Genomic DNA, 23163 nt, shown 5'->3' with positions numbered 1-23163 from the left:
AAGCGATGCCTAGGCGAGGGAGCGGGCCGGATTGCACGACGTCCGGTCGAACTCCGTGATCGACGGTGGCTAGCGACTTGACTGGTTTCTAGACGACTGCCCCACTCGCGTGTTCCTTCCGCCCCGGCTTGCGTCCCAGTGCTCGCGCATCCACGCGACGAGCCGCAATCGTTCCAGGAGAAGCCATGTCCGAGCAGAAGCTCGCAGCACACGTCCGCACCGAGTTCGGCAAGGGCTCGGCCCGCCAGGCCCGCCGCGCCAACATGATCCCCGCCGTCATCTACGGGCACGGCGCCGATCCCATCCACGTCCTGCTGCCGGCCAAGGCCACCACCCTGGCCGTCCGCACGCCCAACGCCCTGCTGTCGCTGGACATCGCGGGCGAGGACCACCTGGCCCTCGTCAAGGACATCCAGCGCAATCAGCTCAAGCGGATCGTCGAGCACCTCGACCTCCTGACCGTCCGTCGCGGCGAGAAGGTCCAGGTGGACGTCGCCATCCACGTCGAAGGCGAGCCCGTCCCTGACGTCGTCTTCAACCTCGAGGCCACCACGGTCCTCGTCGAGGCCGAAGCCACCCACCTGCCCGAGACCCTCACCGTCAGCATCGACGGCCACGACGTCGGCGAGCACGTCCACGCCTCGGACATCGTGCTGCCTCAGGGCGTCACCCTCCTCACCGACCCCGAGACCCTCGTGGTCAACCTCATGGCCCCCACGGTCCAGGACCTGGGCGAGACCGAGGAGACCGACGTCGACACCGAGGCCACCGCCGAAGGCGCGACCGCCGGCGATGCCGATGCTGACGCCGTCGTTACCGACGCCGACGAGAAGTAAGCAAGAATCGGTGTCCTCTGACACCTGGCTCGTAGTCGGGCTCGGGAATCCCGGGCCCGGCTACGCAGGCAATCGCCACAACGTGGGCCAGATGGTCCTCGACCTGCTCGCCTCCCGGCTGAGCGGTCGCTTCACCTCCTCCAAGGCGCAGGCCGTCACCCTCGAGGCGCGCCTCGGCATCGGCGGTCCGCGCCTGGTCCTCGCGAAGCCGTTCACCTACATGAACATCACGGGCGGCCCGGTCTCCACGCTCGCCCGCTTCCATGACGTCGCACCCGATCACGTGATCGCCGTGCACGACGAGATCGACATCCCCTTCAACACGCTGAAGCTCAAGCTCGGTGGGGGAGAAGGCGGTCACAACGGCCTCCGTGACATCAGCAAAGCTCTCGGCACCAAGGACTACCACCGCGTGCGCGTGGGCGTGGGGCGACCGCCCGGACGCCAAGACGCCGCCGACTTCGTGCTGAAGGACTTCGGCACGGTCGAGAAGAAGGAACTGCCGTTCCTGCTCGACGACGCCGCGGACGCCGTCGAACTCCTGATCCGCGACGGCCTGCTCGAAGCGCAGCAGAAGTTCCACGCCCAGAAGTAGTCGAGCCGAAACCGGTGAGTGCAGGCGATTTCCTTCGCTGTCACCTCATCCAAAGGGCGACCTCCCATCCTGTGCCGCACGGCTCGAAGCCAATTGGCCCACGCCCTCGTGAACGCGGGCCTGCAGCCGGCGGCTGCGTTCTCTTGGAACACTTTCCAGCAGGGAAGGCTCCCGCTCGCTGGCCGATCCTCGGGTCGGTTACGGTCGGATGGGTGCCGTCAGGCAGGATTACCACCCCCGTATCACCTTCGAGGAGGATATCGACTGTGTACTCGGTGCCGTAATTCCTGAGGGGCGCAAGGAATATCCCGGATTGGACGATTCCGTTGATGATACCGGCGTTCTATGGGCCGTACTGCCAGCCACTCCTATTGATGACGAAATGGGCAGGGCTGTACGGGATAGCAGGGAAGAAGTCAGCGATCGGTGATTCCCACACACCTACCATTACCGCGCCGCCGTTCACAGGGCACCGTCGCGGGGCGTGAACGAGAACGTCGCGCCGACTCGGGTCACTGGCTTGCCGAGGTCGGTCTCGAGGTAAGACTCTATTTGCTCAGACTGGTCGGCGGTGTTGGTGAGCTTTCCATCATCAACGGCATAAGCAAAGCCAAGCGCGGGGTTGCTGATCAAGGCGGTCCTGTACTCGCGGACCTGCTCAGGAATGCCCTGCTCGAATGTCGCGAGAACGCGGGCGTGGACGCGATAATCATGTCCCACCTGTTCCGCGCGAGTGCACCGGTAAGGACCACTTCTGCGATAGCGACCCATCCGAGCAGAACGATCCTAATAAGACGCTTCACCGTTTCCCCGCTGTTCGAGACCTGCCCCGATCCTACCGGCCATAATCCGGCTGCTTCGCAGTAAGGCTTGTTCCTGCACGCGGTTCAGCCTTTTCATTCCTGACTTCCCGGCTGCGTAGTTCCAGCGCCGCCTTTCAGGTAATTGCTCAACCTTCGGAGCGGGTTAAGCGAGTAGGCCTTTTTTGACCCTCGGTAGATCCCACTCGTGCTACTAGCCACCCGTCTTCCTAGTGTGGGATCAGGTCTTTCGCTGCATTCTCTGGGGAACAGGACGGCACTACTGTGGAGTCTCGAACGCACTCTTTCATCGGCGCAGACACGCCCTTCTCCGGTGCGTCCGCGGCCGGCTCGCAGGGGGAGCAGGCCTTCATTGCGGCCCGCGCCGACCTGGTGGAGGCCGTGCTGCGGCGCCTCCAGGCCCCAGGAGGGATCGGCGCCGTGGTCCTCGGCGAGGATGGCAGCGGCAAGACGGCGCTCCTGCGGGCCGTGGCCCACCGTGCTTCCCGTACCCACCACGTGGTGCGGATCTGGGCCTCCAAACGTGCCTCCGCCGAGCCGTACCGGGCCATCGCCTTCCTGCTGGCAGAGCTCGAGTCCCGAGATACCCAGCATCCGGTGGCTATCGTCCGGGGTGTCCGGGCCCTCCTCGAGGAGCAGTCCGACGGCCGCCCCGTGCTCCTCACCATCGACAACGCGGCCCACCTCGACGCCGAATCGGCGACGGTCATCAGCCGGCTCGTGATCGCCGGGACGGCCTCCGTGCTGATCGCCGCCGAGGCACTCCGGGCCATGGACACCTCCTTCGCGGACCTGTGGCGCGACGGCGATCTGGAATGCTTCGACCTCCCGCTCCTGACCCGGCAGCAGATCCGATCCATCGCCGAGGCGACGCTCGGGGCCCCCGTGTCCCCGGACGGCGTCGACCTGCTGGAGCGTTCGAGCGAGGGCAATGCCCGCTACCTGTCCGCCGCCCTCGAGGAGTTGCCCCACCAGGGCCTTCTGCTGGAGGGCGGGGTGTGGGTCACCACGGCGGATCGGGTCCCCGTGCCGTCCGCCGCGCTGGACGTGGCGCGGTCCACGCTCGCTGCCCTGCACGAGCACGAGCAGCGGATCGTGCGAACGCTCGCGTTCGCCGGCTCGCTCCCCTCGCTCGCGGTCCTGCACCTCGCCGGCAGTCGGGAAACGCCGTCGGACGCGCCGGTCCCCGAGCCTCCTCTGCCGGGGGACGAGGCAGCGCATCTCGACGCCCTGCAGTCCCTCGTCGTCACCGGGACCAGCGCGGGAGCCGGGATCGTTTCCCTGCGTTCGGCGCTCTTCGCAGCCGCTGTCCGCGAGCAGACGACCGAGGAGGAGGCCGCGACGCTGTATGCGCTGCTGGTCGGCCGTCCCGGCGCCATCGATCCCGCCGGGCTCGACCCGATGCTGCACGCCGACTGGCTGCTCGCCGCCGGCCTGCCTGTCCCAGCGGATCTGTCCCTCGCGGCGGCGCGTCGCTGCGCGTTCCTCGGGCGCCACGAGCGGGCCCTCTTCTGGACGTCCTTCCACACCGACGACGGCCCGGACCGTGTGCTCGTCGCGGCCGGCGCCGCCCTCGACCTCGGGCACGGCGACCGGGCGGAGGCGCTGCTCGCGGACGGCCCACTGGCCACGGACGGGCCGGCCGTTCCCACTCAGGTGGCGCTGCTCCTGCTGCGCAGCCGCGCCTCACGCCTCACCGGCGGCCCTCCGGGCGCGCGGGCGGCGCTGCTCGACGACGCCGGCCTGCTCCTCGCCCGCGCAGACCAGGAGTCCGGGACGGCGGGGTGTCCGGGGCGGCAGCTCCTGGAGTGCCGCGGGCACCTGATCATCGAGCGGGCCGACGATGCCGCGTTCGCCGGCGACTTCCCGGCCGTCGTCGGGCTCCTGCAGGGGACGGACCGCACCGGGTGGACCCCGGACCAGGAAGCGCTCGCCGATGGGCTGCTGTGCGGGGCCCTCGCGATGACGGACCAGCAGTTGGCCGCCGTCGGGCTGGCCCTCGCCCTGCAGCATCGTGTGGATGCATCAGCGCTCAGCCGGCGGGTGCGCGATGTCACGCGCCTGCGCATCGCCGTTGCCCAGTACGCGGCCGGCAGTGCAGGCCACGCGGGGAAAGGTGGTGGCGCGGCCACGGACGGCCGGGTCGCTTTGTCCGCCGGCGGGTCCGACCTCGTGCAGGATTTCGTCACAGGCGTGGGTGCTGCCCTCCATGGCCGGCCCGACGAGGCGCGCGCGCTCCTCCTGCCCGTGACTCGGCAACTGGAGGTGCTGGACCCGCACGGCCTGCTGCCCTTGGCGTCGGCCGTCCTCGCCTACGGCCACGCCGAGTCCGGTGCGGGGGATGGGGCGGTCGGCCACCTGCCCCGAGTACAAGCAGGACGCCCGGCGTCGTGGCTGGCAACCGCGGCGGTCGGTCATCTGCGCGCGGTGTCGGCAGGTCCACGCGACCCGCAGTCGGAGACCGCCGCACGGCTCCGCCTCCTCGCGCAGGCGGCCGAGGCGCAGGGGGCGTCGCTGGCGGTGATGCTGCACCGCCTGGCCGAGGTCCGCTCGGGCAACACCCGGGCTGCCGGAGCCCTGGCGGCCGCGGCTGCGCGTGTCGAGGGTGGCTACGCCGCCACCTGTGAGCTGTATGCGAAGGCGATCGGCGCGTCGGACGCGGAGCTGTTCGCCCAGGCGATGGAGAGTGCGGCGCTCGCCGGGGATCTCGGCCTGTCGCGGGAGTGTGCGGCCCAGGCGCTGCAGACGGCGCAGCTCTCCGGCGGCCGCGGAGTCCTCCGGGGCGTCCAGCGGCGGGCCCACGGGCTCTTCGGGGACACCTCGGACATGGAGCTGGACGTTGCACTCGAACGCCTCACCCGGCGCGAGCGGGAGGTGGCGCGGCTCGTCGCCGCCGGGGAGAACAACCGGGACATCGCCCTGAGGATCGGCGTCACCACCCGGACAGTGGAGGGGCATCTGTACCAGATCTTCTCCAAGCTCCACCTGAGCACCCGCGGCCAACTCGCGGACCTCGTTCAGGCCGGAGCCCGATGAACTTCCTCCGCACCGACCACCTCCTGCCGTGCCGGCAACCTGTTCTCGACGCGCTGCTCGATGCCCTGGGCCGGGACGACCGGCAGGGGGCCCTGGTCCTCGGGGAGACCGGCCTGGGGAAATCGTGCTTGCTCCGCGCCCTGGAGCGCTCCCTCCCCACCGCTGGGCGATCCCACGTGGTGCGCGCATCCCGTGCGCTGCGTTCCGTGCCCTACGGGGCTCTCGGCGATCTCTTCGCCGGTGTCCCGGCGCAGGACCTCGCTGATCCCATCCCCATGCTGCGTGCCGCCCGGAAGCACCTGCGAGGACCGGACGATGGCCCCGCCGGGACGGTGCTGGTGGACGACGCGCAGTTCCTCGACGAGGAAAGCACCCACGTACTGACACAGCTGGCGGTCTCGGGGGTGATCCGGCTCGTCGCATTCGCCGACCATTCCCTGGCTCCCGCGACCGGGCTCCATGCCTTCGCGAGCGAGGGCTACCTCGACCGGATTCAGCTCGAACCGCTCGCCGATGCCCCGCTGCGCGCCGCGGCGGAGCACGCGCTGGGACGCCCGCTGGGAACCCGGGCCCTGATGCGCCTCCGCGAGACCACCGGCGGCAACCCGGTGCTCCTCAGGGCGGTGCTCGAACACCTCATATCGACGGCTGTGCCTCCCGTGGATGCCGAGGGATGGGATCTCGATCTCACGCGGCACCCGTCGGCGGGCGCGCTGACCGATCTCGTCGCCTCGATCCTCGCACCGATACCAGAAGCGCAGCGCACGGCCCTGGATCTCCTGGCCCTCGGCGGGGCGGTCCCCGCCGACGACGTCGAACGCATCACCGGGGGCGAGGCCGTCCGCGCTTTGAGGAACCAGCAGCTCGTGGCCGGCCACCCCGCGGACGCCCGCTACCTGTCGCTGCGCCACGGCCTGTACGGCGCGGTGCTCCGGGCCACCCTACCCCTCGGCCGGAAGGCCCTGCTGCATGCACGGCTCTACGACCCCGCGTTCGCCCTCCCGCCGTATGGGTGCCACCGGCTCCGCCACCTCGAGTGGGCCCTCGACGTGGGGGCCTCCGCAGAGGCGGCAGTGCTCCTCGACGCGGCGCGGGTGGCCACCGAGCTGGGTCGGCTGGAGGCGGCGGACCGGTTCCTGCACGCCGTGCCCGCGGCGCACGGGCCGGCCGCCGCCGTCGGCCGCGCACGCCTGCTCACCGCGCGCGGCCGTCCGGCAGAGGCCGTGCGACTGCTCGCCGAGTGGAAGGCCGAGGTAGTAGAGGTAGAGGCCGGTGCGGCCGATGACGGTGCGGGCGACCCCGTGCCGACCGCCGTCGTCGCCCAGGGTGCTGCGATGCGTCTGGCGGGTGCGCCCGCGGCCGACATCGCAGCGCTGCTCGATGGCCTTCCGTCCCGCACGGCCGATGCCGCGGCGGGAGTGGACCTTCTGAGGGCGCAGCTCCTCCTCGATCAGGGAAGGCCCGCGGATCTGCCCCTGACCGGGGACCTGCTCCTCTTCGAGGACGCGGAGCACCTACCGGCATCGCGCGCCGTCGCCCTCGCCCTGCGCGGGGAAGCCCTAGGGCTGCGTGGCCGGGCGGTCGAGGCCGTGCAGTGCACGCACGCCGCGCTCGCCGCCGTCCTCGCCGACCCCTATCGGCTCGCCCACGTGTACGAGGACGTCCTGGCCCGGCACGTCCTCGTCCTCGCGCACGCCGGCGCGGCCGACCAGGCGCTCGCCGTGCTCGGACAGGCCGAGACCGCCGCGCTGCCCTTCGGGCCAGGGGAGGCGCTGCGGGGCATCGTGCTCGTCCGGCGGGGAGATTTCCGGGACGGCCTGCAGGCCCTGGTGCCGGCACTGGCCTCGCTGCGCAGGGTGGACCGGCAACTCCTGCTGCCCTATGCCGTAGGGGTGGCCTCCTGGGGTGCAGCGGTCCTCGGGGAAGCGGAGCAGGCCGCGGCGCTGCTCGGGGAGCACCGGGCGCTGCCGCACCGCGGGCGCCTGGATCTCGAGATCCTGGGCCGCGTGTTCGCCACAGCCGCGGCCTCGCGGGAGCCTCGCGCTCCGCAGCAGCCCACGCCCTTCGCTGCGCTGGTCGACGAGGTGCGGCCGCCCGAGCTCCGGACCTGTGAGAAGGACCTCCTCGTGCTCGCCGTCCTGCTCGGGGTGGCCGGTGCCACGGGCCGCCTGGCCCGGGCGGCCGCCGAGCTGCAGGGCAAGGAGGCCCTGATCCTCGCGGACTTCGCCGGGGCCGCCGGTGCAGGGGATGCCGCCGTGCTCGGGGAGGTCGCGGACCGGGCTGCGGCCGTCGGGCTCCCGCTGATCGCCCTGAATGCGGCCGCACGGGCCTGGGAGCTCCGGGGCGAGTCCGGGACTTCCTCGGACGGCCGCGTTGCCGCGCGGCGCCTCGGCACGTACGGCGCCCCCTTCGTCGGCACGTCCTTCGAGGTGCCGGGCGGCGCCGGCCGCCTGAAGGCCCTCACGAGAAGCGAGGGCGCCGTGGCGCGCCTCGTCGCGGCCGGGGAGAGCAACCGGGACATGGCGAAGGCACTCTGTGTCTCGGTGCGCACCATCGAGGGGCACCTGCATCGCATCTACGTGAAGCTCGGCATCAGGGGGCGCGCCGATCTTGTGCAGGCTATGCGTGAGCCGGACCTGTTGCAGCCCACTACCTAGGCACCAGCCTTCTCGATCGGGTATGGCGCTCCGCGCAAGAACGGCCTCGACAGGTCACGAGCAGGTACCGAGAGGTCCATCAGGTACCGATGCGGGTAGACAACGATACAAACTCGCGTATTATTCGGCGGGACCGACGTAGTAGCAGCGAGCCCTTCCCGGGGCGGGTGGGGGAGCCGAAGCCCAGTCACGCGGTCAATGGGGATGAGCGATGACGCAGCAGGTGGACACGAGGTGCCGATGTCGCGCGGGCACGTACCGGCCCGGCGCGACGCACAACTCTGGCGCGCTCCATGAATGAGACCGTGGCGACCGGCACCTGGCCCCTGGTGGGCCGCAGTGCCGAGACGGACCAGGTGCGGACCGCTCTCCTGGACCCGGCGTCCTCGGGCGTGCTGCTCGTGGGCGCCGCCGGACAGGGCAAGACGGCGGTGGCCCGGCACGCCGTGACTGCCCTGCCCGCGAAGCAGCAGACCCTGTACATCCGTGGTTCCAGCCTCGGCGCCACCGTGGCCTACAGCGCGCTCACCGTGCTCCTCGTCGATCTCGAGGACGAGGTGACCGGGAACCCGCTGGTGCTGCTCACCGCGCTCCAGTCCCTTTTCGCTGGAATGCCCGGGGACCTGCCCGTCGTCGTCGTCGACAACGTGGCGGACCTGGACCCGGAGTCCGCCACCGCCCTGGCCCATCTCGCCTCCACGGAGTCCGTGCGGCTCGTGGTCATCACCGAGGAGATCCCGAGCACCCCCGAGCCCTTCCTCGAGCTGTGGCGGAACCAGGTGCTGGTGCGGGTGGACATCGAACCGCTGACATTCGACCAGACCCGGAACCTGCTGCGGGAGGTCCTCGGCGGCGAGGTGTCCCGCGCCCTGGCGGTGGCGTTGTGGCGTGCGAGCGACGGCAAGGCCGGTAACCTCCGTACCCTCCTCCCGCTCGCGCTCGAAACGGGCCAGGTGGGACACCGGGACGGGATCTGGATACAGTGCCGCCAGCGGCAGGGGAACGCCCTGTACGGCGCCGACATCGGGACGAACCCGCTCGACGCCGCGACCGGCGTCGAGCGGACGGCCCTCGCCCTCCTGGCCGTGCTCGAGGCGATGCCGCTGCGGATGCTGCTGGACCACATTCCCCGGGAGGAGGTGGACACGCTCAACCAGCGCGGGCTGATCCGCGTGCAATGGGGTGAGCACCCCACCGCGGTCATCGCGGAGCCGTGCGCCGCCGCGGCGTTCAGGGCCGCCCTCTCGCGCTCCCCGGAGCCTGTGATCCTCGCGGTCCTCGACAAGATCGAAGGGCGCGAGGACCTGCCACCCGCCGCCGGCGTCGTCCTCACGGCCTGGCTCCTCGACGCGGGCGTCGCTGTCCCGGAGGAGCGCCTCCTGCGCGCGGCGAAGCACGCGAACCAGCTCGCGCTGCCCGGCGCGGCCCGCCGCTTCCTCGACGCGCTCGACAACTGGCGGCAGCACCCGGCCGGCGTCGTCGAGTACGCGCGGCTGCCCCTCGACGACGCCGCCACCCTGGCCGTCCGCTCCGCCATCGACGCGCTCCTGCAGGATCCCGCCCTGCCCCCGGCGGGCCGGGCGGCGCTGCGCCTGGAAGACGCACGGACGCGGCTGCGCTCCGCCCCCGTGGACGACGCCGTGCTGGAGGTGCTGCACGGGTGCGACGCCGACTGCTCGGCCGTGCAGGGGGCCGCCCGCGAGCCCCTGACGGTGGAGCTGATGCTCCTGCGCGTGGAACTGGGCCTGCTCCAGGGGCGCTACGCGGAGGTCATCCGCGACGCCTCGGGCCTTACCACCTCCATCCTCGACGCCTCGTCCACGGCGATGCGTGCCAAGGGCATGCTCATGATCGCCCTCGCCGCAGCAGGACAGCACGAGCGCGCCGACGTGCTTGCCGAAGTCCTGGTACAGAGCCCGCGCACCGCCTCCCATCCCCGCGACCGGCAGGAGGCGCACCAGAGCGCCGTGCTGGCCCTCGCCCTCGCGGGCCGCCTCGACGAGGCCCTCGAACGCCTTGGCCGGGTCTCGTCCTCACGCGACGACGTGCAGGACGAGGTGTGGGCGGAGAGCCTGGCGGGTATCCTGCTGGCTGCGGTGGGCCGAAGCCGGGAGGCGCTGCGGCTGCTCCTGCCGGCGATGGCCGAACTGGGGGTGGAGGACCGCTCCGGGATGTTGCCCGCGGCGGAGGCCGCCGCAGCGTACGCGTACGCGCTGGACGGCCAGGACGAGCCCGCCCGGAGCCATCTCGACGCCGGACGGCGGCAGAACAGGCGCGGCGGCTGGCCCGCCTGGCGCATCGTCGACTACTTCAGCCTGCTCACGGCGTCCCTGCTCGAGGATCAGGGCGGCGCTGCGCGGGCGATGCTACGCGCCGCGAACGTCGAGCGTGGCCTCGGCAGCAAGGGCCTGGAACTCCTCTTCCTGCTGCAGGCCGTGCGGCTCGGTGAGGCCTCGGTGGCCCACCGTCTGCTGGTGCGCTCCGGCGAGCTCCAGGGCCCGCTCGCGCACCTGGCCCGGCTCTTCAGCAGGGGCGTCCTCTCCCAGGACGCGGCACTGCTCCTCGAGGCATCCGAGGCCTCCCTCGCCGCCGGTGACCACGACCTCGCCGGCTCCTCCTCCCTGCTCGCCGTCCAGCTGCGCGCACCCGAGGACGACCCCCTGATCTTCGTTCGCGCGGAACAGATCCTCCGGCAGACCGCCGTGGAGCGGCGCCGGTCCCTGACCCGACAGGCGCTGACGGAGCGCGAGCGCGCGGTGGCCAGGATGGTGGCCCGCGGCGCCTCCAACAAGGACATCGCCGCCGCCGAGCACCTCTCCATCCGCACCGCCGAAGGCTACGTGCACCGGGCGATGTCCAAACTGGGCGTGCACAACCGCAAGCAACTGCGCTCCGTATTCAGGAACCGATGATGGACACCGGAGAGGGGCTGCAGATGCTGGGTGGGAGGGCGGACCTCGTGCGCACGGTCGCCGACGCGCTCGTGGCCCCCGATGCCGTGGGCGTCGTGCTCGTGGGAGAGGCCGGCATCGGGAAGACCGCCATCGCACGGCAGGTGTCCCACCAGCTCAGGGACACGGCCCGGATCGTCCCGGTACGGGGCGGGACTGGGCTCCGCCCCATCCCCTACGGAGCCCTGTCCCGCTACATGGTGGGGCTCGCACCGGCCGACACCGAATCCTCCTCCGCCGTCCTGCGCCACTTCATGCGGCACGTCGCCCCGGAGCCGCGGTCCCAGGTCCCGCCGGTCATCCTCGTCGACGACGCACATACCCTCGACAATGAGTCCGCGCTGCTCATCATGCAGCTGGCCACCGCCCAGAAGGTGAAGATCCTCGCCACCGCACGCCAGGTACCGGGCCCGGTGGGGGAGTTCGCCCGCGCCGCGCAGGACGGCCTCCTGGCACACCACCTGGTGGAGCCGCTCACCCTCCCCGAGGTCCGGGAACTGTGCGGGCAGCTGCTCGGCGGTCCCATCCTCACCGGCGCCGCGCGCATGCTGGCTGCGACCACCCGGGGGAACCCGCGGCTGCTGACCATGCTCATCGAGCAGTTCAGGGCACAGGGCTACCTCGTCGCCAGGAACGGTGTGTGGCGCTCGCGGGGGCCGCGGCCGGCCATCGGCGCACCGCTGGTCGACCTCCTGCTGCACGGACTGGGGGAGCGCAGCCCTGCGGAGATCGAGGCCCTTGAAGCCGTCGCCGCCGTGGGGCGGGTCGCGCTGGCCGACCTCGAAGCAGCCGTGGAGCGCGGAGTCCTGGCCCGGCTGGCCCAGGAGCGCCTGATCGAGCTGGACCCCCTGAGCGGGCAGTTCGTGTCCCTCCGGCATCCCCTGCACGCCGAGGCGCTGCGCGGCAGTCTTTCCCCCGTCCGCGCCCTGGACCGGGCCGACGCCGCCCGCGCCGCGCTGCCTCAACCGCCCCAGGACCCGGACAAACTCGCCGCCTGGGTGGCCTCGGCTCTCAGGACGTCCTCGCCCGTCGAGGACCCCGTGCTGCTGCGGTCCGCGCGGGTGGCGAACCGGCTCCACGATCCGCGTCTCGCGCTGGACACGCTCAGGGCGGTCCGGCAGCCCGCCCCCACGCCCTCCTACCTGCTCGAAGTGGCCTGGGTGCAGGGGACGGCCGGGAACCGGCCGCTCGCCCGGGTGCTCCTCGACGAGGCGCTCCGGACAGTGGAGGACCCCGCCGTCGCACGGGACGGGGCCGCCCTCTCCCTGCACCTGCACCGCCACCTGCCGGAGGGCGGGCGCGCGCTGCATGCCGACGTCGAGCGCTGGGCTCTCCTGCTGGAGACGGACGCCGTCCGCCTGCTCCACACCTCCGTGGAGATCCTCGGCGGAAACCTGAACGGCACCCCTGACCTGGAGGCGGCGCCGGTGGATCCTGGGCTGCCGGAGGAGGTGCGGCTGGGACACCTCACCTTGCTGGCGCACGCCCTGACCCGTTCCGGGAGACCCTTGGCGGCGTCCCGCGTCCTCGAGGAGGCCCAGGAGGTGCTCGAGAAGAATCCCGAGCACCTCCTGACCTACCGCGACGCCGTGTCCGGGGAGCAACTGATGTCCCTCATCGGCACCGGTGCCTGGGACCACGCCCGCGACCGCTTCCACCGGTGTTATCCGCCGGAGGCCGAGAGCGCCTTCCTCCTCAGCGGCTGGCTCGACGTCATCGACGGCAGCAGGAGCCTGCAGACCGGCCGCTTCCGCGACGCGCGCGAGCACCTACTCCTGGCCGTCGAGGCCTTCCGCGACAGCGACGCCCTGCACCTCCTCGACTGGGTCTCCGGTGCCGCGGCCTACGCCTGCGCGCGTTCCGGCGACGAGCCGGACGCCCGGGCCCTCATCGACGCCCGCGGGCCGCTGACGGGCGGATCCGACGCCGTCGCCCGCCGCATGGGGGACGCCCACGTCGTGGCCGCGCTGGGCTACCTAGGCGAGGAGGACGCCGTGCCGCGCCTCCGGTCGATCGCCGCCCGGGCCCAGGACCGGCGCTCGCTGCTGGTGGCCGCCACCGCCCTCGACCATGCGGCGGTGCTCGGGGACAGATCGGCGCTGCGGCCCCTTGCGGAGGTGACCCGGGCGTTCGATGGCGAGCCGGGCCGCTGCCTGCACCGCTTCGCCGACGCGGCCGCGGCCGGCGACCGCGACACGCTCGTGATCGAGAGCGAGGCGTCCCGGCAACGGGGGTTCCTGCCGCTGGCAGTCCGGTGCTTGGAGGAGGCCGCGCTGGTGGGACCGGCCGGTGCGACGGCCCGCGGCATCGACCGGCAGCTGGCGGCCCTGCGCACGGAACTCCGCGTGGTGCCCGGCGGCGGCGGCGCGCCGCCGGCCCACGGGGCCAGGTTGACGCGCGGGGAGCAGGTGATCGTGAAGCTGGTCGCCGAAGGGCACACCAACCGGGAGATCGCGGAGATCCGGGGGATCTCCACGCGCACCGTCGAGGGGCACCTGTACCGCATCTTCGCGAAGCTGGGCATCAGCCGGCGCGAGGTCCTGCAGCAGCCGAATGCGGTCCCGTCCTCGCTGCCGGGGCGGCCCACCCGCTGACCGTCCCGACTTAGGCAGCACTGGGGTGCCCCGGGGCGCCCGGAGTGGCAGGATTACAGCAGAGAAGCCTTGCGTAATTGGCGTGAGGTCTGCCGGCTGATCCGTCGGCCGCCTGATCCGAGGAGTCCGAAGTGCCCGTGGTCGACACACCCGTCACGCTCACCCCGTCCGACGCCGTGCTGACCGACGCCGAGGTGCACCGCATCCGCAACGACTTCCCGATCCTCGGCACCGAGGTCAACGGCAAGCCGCTCATCTACCTCGACTCCGGCGCCACCTCCCAGAACCCGGTGAGCGTGCTGGAGGCGGAGCAGGAGTTCTACGAGCAACGCAACGCGGCCGTGCACCGCGGGTCCCACTCGCTCGCCGTGGACGCCACCGACGCCTACGAGGACGCCCGCGCCGCCGTCGCCCGGTTCATCGGCGCACGGACGGACGAGCTGGTCTGGACCTCCAACGCCACCGAGGGCATCAACCTCGTGGCCTACGCGATGTCCAACGCGAGCCTCGGGCGCGGGGGAGAGGCGGCGCGCCGCTTCGCCCTCGGCCCCGGGGACCGGATCGTGGTCACGGAGATGGAACACCACGCCAACCTGATCCCCTGGCAGGAGCTCGCGGCCCGCACCGGCGCCGAGCTCCGCTTCATCCCCGTGGCCGACGACGGCACGCTGCGCCTCGAGGAGGCCGCGGCCGTCATCACGCCCGCCACGAAGCTCGTGGCCTTCTCCCATGCCTCGAACGTCCTCGGCACCATCAATCCGGTGGCCCGCCTCGTGCGGCTCGCGCAGGGTGTGGGTGCCCTCACCCTGCTGGACGCCTGCCAGTCCGTGCCGCACCTGCCCGTGGACGTGAAGGCCCTGGACGTCGACTTCCTCGTGTTCTCCGGCCACAAGATGCTCGGGCCCACCGGCATCGGGGCGCTCTACGGCCGCGCCGAACTGCTCAACGCCCTGCCGCCCTTCCTGACGGGCGGCTCGATGATCACCACCGTGACGATGGAGCGGGCGGAGTACCTGCCCTCCCCGAACCGCTTCGAGGCCGGCACCCAGCGCATCTCCCAGGCCATCGCCCTCGGCGCCGCAGCGAACTACCTCGCCGAGACCGGCATGGAGCGCATCGAGGCCTGGGAGGAGACACTGGGCGCGCGCCTCGTGCGGGGACTCGGCGCCATCGAGGGCATCCGCGTCCTCGGCCCGGACGCCGGCCGCCCCCGCATCGGACTGGCGTCCTTCGACGTGGACGGTGTGCACGCCCACGACGTGGGGCAGTTCCTCGACGACAAGGGCATCGCGGTGCGCGTGGGCCACCACTGCGCGCAGCCGCTGCACCGTCGCCTCGGGCTCACCGCGACCACCCGCGCGAGCACCTACCTGTATACGACGACGGACGAGGTGGACGCCTTCCTGGACGCCGTCGCGCTGGTCCGTCCCTTCTTTGGAGCACACCGATGAGCACGGGCCTCGAACAGCTGTACCAGCAGATCATCCTCGACCACGCCAAGGCGCGGCACGGTTCGCCGCTGCGCGAGCACGACGGCGTGGGCCGCGTGGGCGAGTCCCACCAGCTCAACCCGGTGTGCGGCGACGAGATCACCCTGCGCGCGGGCGTGGCCGACGGCGCCGTGACCGCTGTGAGCTGGGACGGCGCCGGGTGCGCCATCTCCATGGCCTCGGCCTCCGTGCTGACCGACCTGGTGCAGGGGCTGCCGCGGGACGAGGTGATCGGCCTCGTGGACAGCTTCCGCGAGGTCATGCGCTCGCGCGGCAGGATCGAGGCGGACGAAGAGGTGCTCGGCGACGCCGCCGCGTTCTCCGGCGTCTCCCGCTTCCCGGCCCGGGTGAAGTGCGCCATGCTCGCGTGGGTGGCCCTCGAGGAGTCCCTCCTGGCGGCCAACGCCTAACCAGCCGAGGGCGCCGGCTGGGGGATGGTCATGCTGAAGCAGGTCCCCACGCCCGGCTCGCTCGTCACGGTGATGGACCCGCCGTGCTCGTTCACGATGCTCCGTGTGATCAGCAGGCCCAGCCCCACCCCCGGCACGGAGGACGAGCGGACCGACGAGGACCTGAAGAACCGGTCGAAGACCTGGTGCAGCTCCTCGGCCTCGATGCCGATCCCGGTGTCCTCCACCCGGACCGTCAGGCCGTCCTCGCCGACGGAGGCGTCGAGCGTGATGCTGCCGCCGCGCCGGTTGTACTTGACCGCATTGCTGAGCAGGTTGTCCACGGCCTGCGCGAGCCGCACCGGGTCGGCCACGGCCGGCAGGCCCGCCGGCGCACGGTTCACGAGCTGCACTCCCGCGCGGGTGGCCCGCACCAGGCCCGACGACGCCGCCTCCGCCAGGATCCTGCCGACGTCGGTGGGGACGGGGTGCACCTGGAACGTCCCCGCGTTGATCGCGAGCAGGTCCTCCACGAGCCGCTCCAGGCGCAGGGCGTTGCGCCGCGCCACCTGGACGAAGCCGGTCACGTCCTCGGGCAGGCTCCCGCGGCGCTCCACGGTGAGCTCCAGGTAGCCGAGGATCGACGTCAGGGGCGTCCGGAACTCGTGGGAGACGTTGGAGAGGAAATCGTCCTTGGCGTGCAGGGCGCGCAGCAGCTCGGTGACGTCGTTGAAGGACACGACGGTCCCTGTGAACGCGCCCTCGTCGTCGTGCATGGACCGCGAGGAGATGCTGAGGGCGCGCTGGGACCGACCCGTCCCCACCCACACCTGTTCGCCGTCGAGATCCTCGCCGCCGACCGCGCGGAGGACGGGGCGCCGTTCCGGCGGGACGGGCGTGACCCTGTCCTCGCCGAAGATCAGCAGCTCGGCCTCGGTGGGATCGTCGTTGCCCGGTGGCGCCGCAGCGGCGTGGCCCTCCCGCTGCCGGGCGTTCATGAGGATGTCGTGACCGTGGGCGTCGACCGCCAGCACCCCCACGCTCACGGTGTCCAGCACGGTCCCGAGCAGTCTCTCGCGTGCCCGCCCGGCCTCCACGCTGTCCCGCAGCGCGGCCTGCGAGGCCTGGAGGGCCGCCTGCCGCCGGCGGTTGTCCTTCGTCAGCTCGCTGACGAACCAGGCCAGGCCGGTGAGCATGATCGGTAGCAGGATCGGGTCCACGACGGTGTCGAGGGTCACCGGGCCCGGCTGGGCGAGGACCGGGAACCAGATGATCGCCAGGGAGGCGAGGACGGTGATGGCGACGGCCGCGGCCGTCCGCACCCGGGATGCAGCGATCCACACCACGGGGAAGGCTGCCAGCAGGCCGACGCCGGAGAGGGCGTCGCCCGCGGCCGCCCGGGCCAGGCCGATGGCCACGAAGTCCAGGAGCGGCATCAGGATGACCCAGCGGCCGGAGATCCTGGACCACGGCAGCGTGCAGCACAGCACCAGGACCACGAGATTGAGGGCCCACCCCGCGAGGAAGAGGGCCGTCGAGTCGAGGGCGTCGCGCTGGGCGAGGCCCAGTCCGACGGCGAGGGTGAAGGTGACGGTGAGGGCGAGCTCGCTGAGGATGATGCGCCGGCGGCGGTTCCGGGACCGCCCCGCCCCGGGGCGGTCCTCCCGTTCCCCCGACCCGCCGGTGTCCGTCATGGACCGATCCTAGTTGCCGCGCTCCTCGAAGACGTCCGGGATGCCGTCGGCGTCGGAGTCCACCTTCTCCTCCTCGTCGATCCGCCGGTAGCGCTTGTTGCGGGCGCGTAGCACCACGCTCGCCAGGAGCGCCGCCAGCACGGACGCGGCGAGGATGGCGACCTTCGCGTGGTCGTCGTGCTCGCTGCCCGCGCCGAAGCTCAGATCGTTCACCAGCAGCGAGACCGTGAAGCCCACACCGGCGAGGATCCCGACGCCCAGCAGGTCCCACCAGCTCAGCCCGGGGTCGAGGTTGGCGCGGGTCAGCTTCGTGACGACGAACGTGGTCAGCAGGACGCCGATGGGCTTGCCGAGGACGAGGCCGAGCACGATCCCGATGAACACCGGATCGGTGACCGCCGAAGCGAACCCCGCGGCACCGCCGATCGCCACACCCGCCGAGAAGAAGGCGAAGACCGGGACGGCGAAACCGGTGGAGAGCGGACGGAAGCGGTGTTCCAGCACCTCGGCCAGGCCGGGCTTGTCCGGGCGGGGCAGCACGGTCTTCCCGCCGGACCTGCGCAGGACGGGGACGCAGAAACCGAGCAGCACACCCGCAACCGTCGCGTGGACGCCCGACGCGTGCATCAGGGCCCAGGTGGCGATGCCGAGGGGCAGGAGGATCAGCCACGGGCCGCGCGTTGTGCTGCCGAAGAACTTGGGCAGGCGCTGCGCGAGCAGCGCGAACAGCCCGAGCGGCAGGAGCATCCACAGCAGGAAGACGAAGCTGACGTCCTCCGAGTAGAAGAACGCGATGATCGCGATCGCGATGAGGTCGTCGACCACCGCGAGGGTCAGCAGGAAGATGCGCAGGGCCCCGGGCAGGTGCGAGCTGATCACCGCGAGCACGGCCAGCGCGAAGGCGATGTCCGTCGCGGTGGGGATGGCCCAGCCGCGCAGGGTGTCCGGGGAGGACAGGTTGACGGCCGTGTAGATCAGCGCGGGCACGACGACGCCGCCGAAGGCCGCCGCCACGGGGACGATCGCGCGGCTGATCCGCCGGAGGTCACCGGCGACGAACTCGCGCTTGAGCTCGAGTCCCGTGAGGAAGAAGAACACCGCCAGGAGGCCGTCCGACGCCCACTGGCCGACGGAGAGCTTCAGGTGCCACGGCTCGTAGCCGAACTCGGCATCGCGGATGGCGAAGTAGGAGTCGGAGAACGGGGAGTTGGCCCAGATGATCGCGAGGCTCGCGGCGATCAGCAGCAGGATGCCGCCGACGGTCTCCTTGCGGAGGATCTCCGAGATGCGCAGGTACTCGGGATAGCTGGAGCGCTGCAGGATCACCGGGTGGGAGCCGGCTGGCTTCGGGGACTCGTCGTGGGCCATGGGGTCTCCTGGGTGGGGCGGGCTGCGGCGGGTGCCGCTAGGCGACCAGGGCGCGGACGCCGATGACGGCGGTCGCCGCGCCGAGGATCATCGACGTGGAGATGAGCATCATGTGCACGGTGAGGAACCGCGTGGCGGCTCCGTTCTCGTCACGGGCGCGCGGGTCCTTGAGGATGCGCCGCAGGAACGGCGGCCAGACGACGAGCGTCCAGACGCCGGCGAGGATCAGGATGAGGGCGAGGGGCGTGGGCAGGTGCATGGCGTGCGCGGAACTCTCGGGTCGACGGGGAGGGTGCGGGTGGCGTGGCCGCGGTCAGCGGTTCGCGAGCCATTTCCGGGCCTCGACGGCCTGGACGTTCAGCGCCTTGCCGATCATCGGCTCGGCGGCGCCTGCGATCTTGCCCCCGAGGAACGGGATGGACGAGGTGACGTTGCCCTGCAGGTCGACGACGGTGTCCGTGCCCTGGGTGATCAGGCGCTGGACGGCGGCGACGTTCAGCGGGACGCCCGCGACCGTCATCTCGAGCTTCGCCTCGCGTGAGCCGTCCGCGGACGGCGCGCTCCACTGCTCGGTCTGCGTGACGGAGAGGGTCTCTCCGACGAACTTGCGGGCCATGTCCGGGAGCCGGTCGGTGGGCATGGTGCGGACGGCCGTCAGGGTGAAGGGACCGGAGGTGTCGCCGTCGACCGTGAGGGACTCGAGGGTGCCGCCGACGTACTCGCTCATGTGGCGCACGAAGCCCTCGTCCGTGAAGACGCCGAGCACCGTCCGGGTGTCGTAGGGGAGCGTGGTGGACGCGTTCAATGCCATGGTTCCTCCGAAGGATGCACAGGTGGTGCCGCGGGGCGGCAGGTCAGGGGTCTCCCGCAATCCTACGGCCTGGCCTCGCCCGGTGTGCCGCCGATTACACGCCACGGGGAGCGTCGGCGGGGCTTGGTAATGTGGAAGCATCCCCGGGAACGCGTCTTGTTTCCGGGCTTTCGTGCTGTCGTCACCCCGTTCTCCACCCCCGTTGCCCGAGGAGTCCCACCAGATGAGCCTGAACGGATTGCGCGCAGCGCTCGCCGAGGATGCGTCCTATGCGCGCGTGCTGACCAACGCGTCACGCCCGGTCGAGGAGCGGAGCCCCGACCTGCAGATCGGGGCTCCCGCCGGGATGCGCGCGCCCCTGATCGCCGAGATGGTCGACGGCCTGGACGCCGTCCCGGCCTCTCCGGGAGATGCCGGCAGTGCCGAGCCGGTGGTCCTGGCGATCACCGCGACGGGTCGGGAGGCGGAGGACCTGGCGGCCGCGCTGCGCAGCTACCTGCCGGAGAGCGCCATCGAGGAGTTCCCCAGCTGGGAGACCCTGCCCCACGAGCGGCTCTCGCCGCGCTCCGACACCGTGGGCCGGCGCCTGTCCGTGCTGCGCCGGCTGGCCCACCCGGAGGGGAACCCCGTGCGGGTCATCACCGCGCCCATCCGCGCCGTCGTGCAGCCGCTCGTCGCGGGGCTCGGCGACCTCGAACCGGTATCGCTGAAGGTCGGCGACGAGGTCGCGTTCTCCGACGTCGTCCGTGCCCTCTCCGACGCCGCGTACGCGCGCGTGGACATGGTCACGCACCGCGGGGAGTTCGCCGTCCGCGGCGGCATCATCGACGTCTTCCCGCCCACCGAGGACCACCCGGTCCGCGTGGACTTCTTCGGCGACGAGGTGGACCAGATGCGCTGGTTCGCCGTCGCCGACCAGCGCTCCCTCACCTCGGGTGAGCCGCCGACCGCCCTGTACGCCCCACCGTGCCGCGAGATCCTCATCACGCCGTCGGTGATGTCCCGGGCCGCGAAGCTGCAGTCCGAGCTGCCGGCGGCGGCGTCCATGCTGGAGAAGATCGCCGGCGGGATCGCCGTCGAGGGCATGGAGTCCCTCGCCCCCGTGCTCGTGGACGCCATGGTGCCGTTCATGGGCGAACTGCCGGCCGGCTCGATCGCCGTCGTCCTCGAGCCGGAGAAGGTCCGCACCCGTGCGCACGACCTTGCCGCCACGAACGAGGAGTTCCTCGCGGCCGCGTGGTCCACGGCGTCCGACGGCGGCGCCGCACCGCTGGACCTCGGCGGCGCCCTGGGCGCCGACCTGCAGGAGGCGAGCTTCCGGTCCCTCGCCGACACGCGGGCCACGGCGCTCGCCCACGCGGTGGCCTGGTGGGGCATCACGTCCTTCGGGGCCGATGAGGAGCTGGCCGACGTCGACAGCTTCACGCTGCATGCCCGCGAACCGCGCGGCTACCAGGGCGACGTCGCCGAGATGATGGACTTCATCGGCGGGCGGGTCCGCGACCAGTGGCGCGTCGTCGTCGCCACGGAGGGCCCCGGCCCGGCGCAGCGCCTCGCGGAGCTCTTTCACGACAACGACATCCCGACGAGCCGCGTCGACTCCCTCGACGCCGCGCCGCAACCGGGCATCATCGAGATCACGACGGCGTGCGCGGGCCGGGGCTTCGTGGTGGACGGGCTCAAGCTGGGGCTGCTCACCGAGGCCGATCTCCTCGGCCGCACGAGCGCCTCCGGGACCCGCGACATGCGCAAGATGCCCTCGCGGCGCCGCAACGCCGTCGACCCCCTGCAGCTCAAGGAAGGCGACTTCGTGGTGCACGAGCAGCACGGCGTCGCGAAGTTCGTCGAGCTGCTGCAGCGCTCCACCGGGGCGGGGCCCACCCGGACCACGCGCGAATACCTCGTGCTCGAGTACGCGCCGTCCAAGCGCGGGGCCCCCGGGGACCGCCTGTTCGTGCCCACGGACCAGCTGGACCAGGTGACCCGCTACGTGGGCGGGGACGCCCCCGCGCTGAGCAAGATGGGCGGCTCCGACTGGAGCAAGACCAAGAACCAGGCCCGCAAGGCCGTCAAGGAGATCGCCGGCGAACTCATCCGGCTCTACTCCGCCCGCATGGCGTCCAAGGGCTACGCCTTCGGCCCCGACACCCCCTGGCAGCGCGAGCTGGAGGAGGCGTTCCCGTACGTCGAGACGCCCGACCAGCTGACCACCATCAACGAGGTCAAGGCGGACATGGAGCGCGAGGTCCCCATGGACCGGCTGGTCTCCGGCGACGTCGGCTACGGCAAGACGGAGATCGCCGTCCGCGCCGCGTTCAAGGCCGTGCAGGACGGCAAGCAGGTGGCGGTGCTCGTGCCCACCACGCTCCTGGTGCAGCAGCACTTCGAGACCTTCTCGGAGCGGTTCTCCGGCTTCCCGGTACGCGTGCGCGCGCTCTCACGGTTCCAGACGGCCAAGGAATCGCGTGAGACGGCGGCGGGCCTCACCTCGGGGGCGGTCGACGTCGTCATCGGCACGCACCGCCTGCTGTCGAAGGAGATCGCCTTCAAGGACCTCGGGCTCGTGATCGTGGACGAGGAGCAGCGCTTCGGCGTCGAACACAAGGAGGCGCTGAAGAAGATGCGCACCAACGTGGACGTCCTCGCGATGAGCGCCACCCCCATCCCGCGCACGCTCGAGATGTCCCTGACCGGCATCCGCGAGACCTCCACGCTCGCCACACCCCCGGAGGAGCGCCACCCGGTCCTCACCTACGTGGGGCCCTACACCAACAAGCAGGCCTCCGCCGCCATCCGGCGCGAACTCATGCGCGAGGGCCAGGTGTTCTTCGTGCACAACCGTGTCTCGTCGATCGACCGCACGGCCGCGCAGCTCCGGGAGCTCGTGCCCGAGGCGCGTGTCGCCGTCGCCCACGGCCAGATGACGGAGTCCCGGCTCGAGCAGATCATCGTGGACTTCTGGGAGAAGCGGTTCGACGTCCTGGTCTGCACCACGATCATCGAGACGGGCCTGGACATCTCCAACGCGAACACGCTGATCGTGGACCGCGCCGACTCCTACGGGCTGTCCCAGCTGCACCAGCTCCGAGGCCGGGTGGGCCGTGGACGGGAGCGGGCCTACGCCTACTTCCTGTACCCGTCGGAGAAGCCGCTCGGCGAGGTGGCCCTCGAGCGACTGAAGGCCGTGGCGTCCCACAACGAACTCGGCGCGGGCATGCAGCTGGCCATGAAGGACCTCGAGATCCGCGGTGCCGGCAACATGCTGGGCGGCGAGCAGTCCGGGCACATCCAGGGCGTCGGGTTCGACCTCTACATCCGGCTGGTCGGCGAGGCCGTCGCGAACTTCCGCGGCGAGGCCGAGGAGAAGGCGGCGGAGATGAAGATCGAACTGCCGATCAACGCGCATCTGCCGCACGACTACGTGCCGGGGGAGAGGCTCCGCCTCGAGGCCTACCGGAAGCTGGCCTCCGCCATCACGGACGAGGCGATCGACGCCGTCGTCGCCGAACTCAAGGACCGCTACGGGGAGCCGCCGGCGGCCGTGGAGAACCTCATCTCCGTGGCGCGCTTCCGGGTGTCCGCCCGGGCCCTGGGCCTCACGGACGTGGCGCTGCAGGGCAACTTCATCAAGTTCGCCCCGGCCGAACTGCCGGAGTCCAAGCAGATGCGCCTCACGCGGATGTACCCGGGGGCCGCGGTGAAGCCTGCGCTCAACGCGGTGCTGGTCCCGAAGCCGAAGACCGCGAGGATCGGCGGCCGGGACCTCGTGGACGCCGAGATCCTGGACTGGGCGAAGAACGTGCTCGACGCGGTGTTCACCGCGTAGGCGGATCCCGGACCGGCGTGGGCGGGATCACGGGCGGGAAACGCGGGAAGGCCGCCCCCGGAGGGGCGGCCTTCCCACGGAATGCGTGGATCTGC

At 71.6% G+C, this 23163-nt stretch carries 14 protein-coding genes; 9 read left to right on the top strand and 5 right to left on the bottom strand.

Translation table 11 applies throughout. From position 1 onward, the window contains the following. Positions 1-185: 185 nt before the first annotated feature. Both AC4D2F_RS11805 and pth read left to right on the top strand, forming a co-directional pair. The gene (locus AC4D2F_RS11805; RefSeq protein ID WP_490910726.1) at positions 186-836 is read left to right on the top strand and encodes a 50S ribosomal protein L25/general stress protein Ctc; all 651 of its coding nucleotides are present in this window, start codon (positions 186-188) and stop codon (positions 834-836) included. A gap of 10 nt (positions 837-846) precedes the next feature. Continuing rightward, positions 847-1431: an aminoacyl-tRNA hydrolase gene (gene pth / locus AC4D2F_RS11800; RefSeq protein ID WP_490910725.1), complete on the top strand. Its 585-nt coding sequence runs from the start codon at positions 847-849 to the stop codon at positions 1429-1431. Between the two features lie 462 nt (positions 1432-1893). On the opposite strand, the gene AC4D2F_RS11795 is transcribed toward pth, so the two are convergent. Then, on the bottom strand, positions 1894-2064 hold the full coding sequence (locus tag AC4D2F_RS11795) for a hypothetical protein (RefSeq protein ID WP_490910724.1): 171 nt from the start codon (positions 2062-2064) through the stop codon (positions 1894-1896). Between the two features lie 452 nt (positions 2065-2516). On the opposite strand from AC4D2F_RS11795, the gene AC4D2F_RS11790 reads away from it, so the two are divergent. From AC4D2F_RS11790 to sufU, 6 genes are all read left to right on the top strand, one after another. Continuing rightward, the gene (locus tag AC4D2F_RS11790) at positions 2517-5288 is read left to right on the top strand and encodes a helix-turn-helix transcriptional regulator (RefSeq protein WP_490910723.1); all 2772 of its coding nucleotides are present in this window, start codon (positions 2517-2519) and stop codon (positions 5286-5288) included. Beyond that, positions 5285-7945 carry a helix-turn-helix transcriptional regulator gene (locus tag AC4D2F_RS11785; protein ID WP_490910722.1) on the top strand — a complete coding sequence of 887 codons (2661 nt, stop codon included), beginning with the start codon at positions 5285-5287 and terminating at the stop codon, positions 7943-7945. The genes AC4D2F_RS11790 and AC4D2F_RS11785 overlap by 4 nt, the downstream gene beginning before the upstream one ends. 293 nt (positions 7946-8238) lie before the next feature. Then, positions 8239-10857: a helix-turn-helix transcriptional regulator gene (locus AC4D2F_RS11780; protein WP_490910721.1), complete on the top strand. Its 2619-nt coding sequence runs from the start codon at positions 8239-8241 to the stop codon at positions 10855-10857. Continuing rightward, on the top strand, positions 10857-13490 hold the full coding sequence (locus AC4D2F_RS11775; protein WP_490910720.1) for a LuxR C-terminal-related transcriptional regulator: 2634 nt from the start codon (positions 10857-10859) through the stop codon (positions 13488-13490). The genes AC4D2F_RS11780 and AC4D2F_RS11775 overlap by 1 nt, the downstream gene beginning before the upstream one ends. Positions 13491-13621: 131 nt before the next feature. Next, positions 13622-14941 carry an aminotransferase class V-fold PLP-dependent enzyme gene (locus AC4D2F_RS11770; protein WP_490910719.1) on the top strand — a complete coding sequence of 440 codons (1320 nt, stop codon included), beginning with the start codon at positions 13622-13624 and terminating at the stop codon, positions 14939-14941. Beyond that, positions 14938-15390, top strand: coding sequence for a Fe-S cluster assembly sulfur transfer protein SufU (sufU, locus tag AC4D2F_RS11765; RefSeq protein ID WP_104168385.1), 453 nt, complete (start codon positions 14938-14940; stop codon positions 15388-15390). Before AC4D2F_RS11770 ends, sufU begins: the two co-directional genes overlap by 4 nt. On the opposite strand, the gene AC4D2F_RS11760 is transcribed toward sufU, so the two are convergent. From AC4D2F_RS11760 to AC4D2F_RS11745, 4 genes are read right to left on the bottom strand one after another with little or no spacing between them, the layout of a single operon-like run. Then, positions 15387-17063 carry a sensor histidine kinase gene (locus AC4D2F_RS11760; RefSeq protein ID WP_490910718.1) on the bottom strand — a complete coding sequence of 559 codons (1677 nt, stop codon included), beginning with the start codon at positions 17061-17063 and terminating at the stop codon, positions 15387-15389. The genes sufU and AC4D2F_RS11760 overlap by 4 nt on opposite strands. 9 nt (positions 17064-17072) lie before the next feature. Continuing rightward, entirely contained in the window at positions 17073-18431 is a 1359-nt protein-coding gene (gene nhaA / locus AC4D2F_RS11755) for a Na+/H+ antiporter NhaA (RefSeq protein ID WP_490910717.1), read from the bottom strand. Positions 18432-18468: 37 nt separating this feature from the next. Then, on the bottom strand, positions 18469-18690 hold the full coding sequence (locus AC4D2F_RS11750; protein WP_104168382.1) for an SCO4848 family membrane protein: 222 nt from the start codon (positions 18688-18690) through the stop codon (positions 18469-18471). 54 nt (positions 18691-18744) lie between these two features. Next, positions 18745-19242: a DUF2505 domain-containing protein gene (locus AC4D2F_RS11745; protein ID WP_104168381.1), complete on the bottom strand. Its 498-nt coding sequence runs from the start codon at positions 19240-19242 to the stop codon at positions 18745-18747. A 223-nt stretch (positions 19243-19465) separates the two neighbouring features. Between AC4D2F_RS11745 and mfd the strand changes: the two genes are divergently transcribed. Then, complete coding sequence (gene mfd, locus AC4D2F_RS11740) at positions 19466-23068, top strand: transcription-repair coupling factor (RefSeq protein WP_490910716.1); 3603 nt, start codon at positions 19466-19468, stop codon at positions 23066-23068. Positions 23069-23163: the final 95 nt, after the last annotated feature.

Source organism: Arthrobacter sp. TJ-263 (assembly GCF_058269155.1).
The sequence above is the reverse complement of the archived record's forward strand: the minus strand, read 5'-3'. Positions and strand labels throughout refer to the sequence as shown.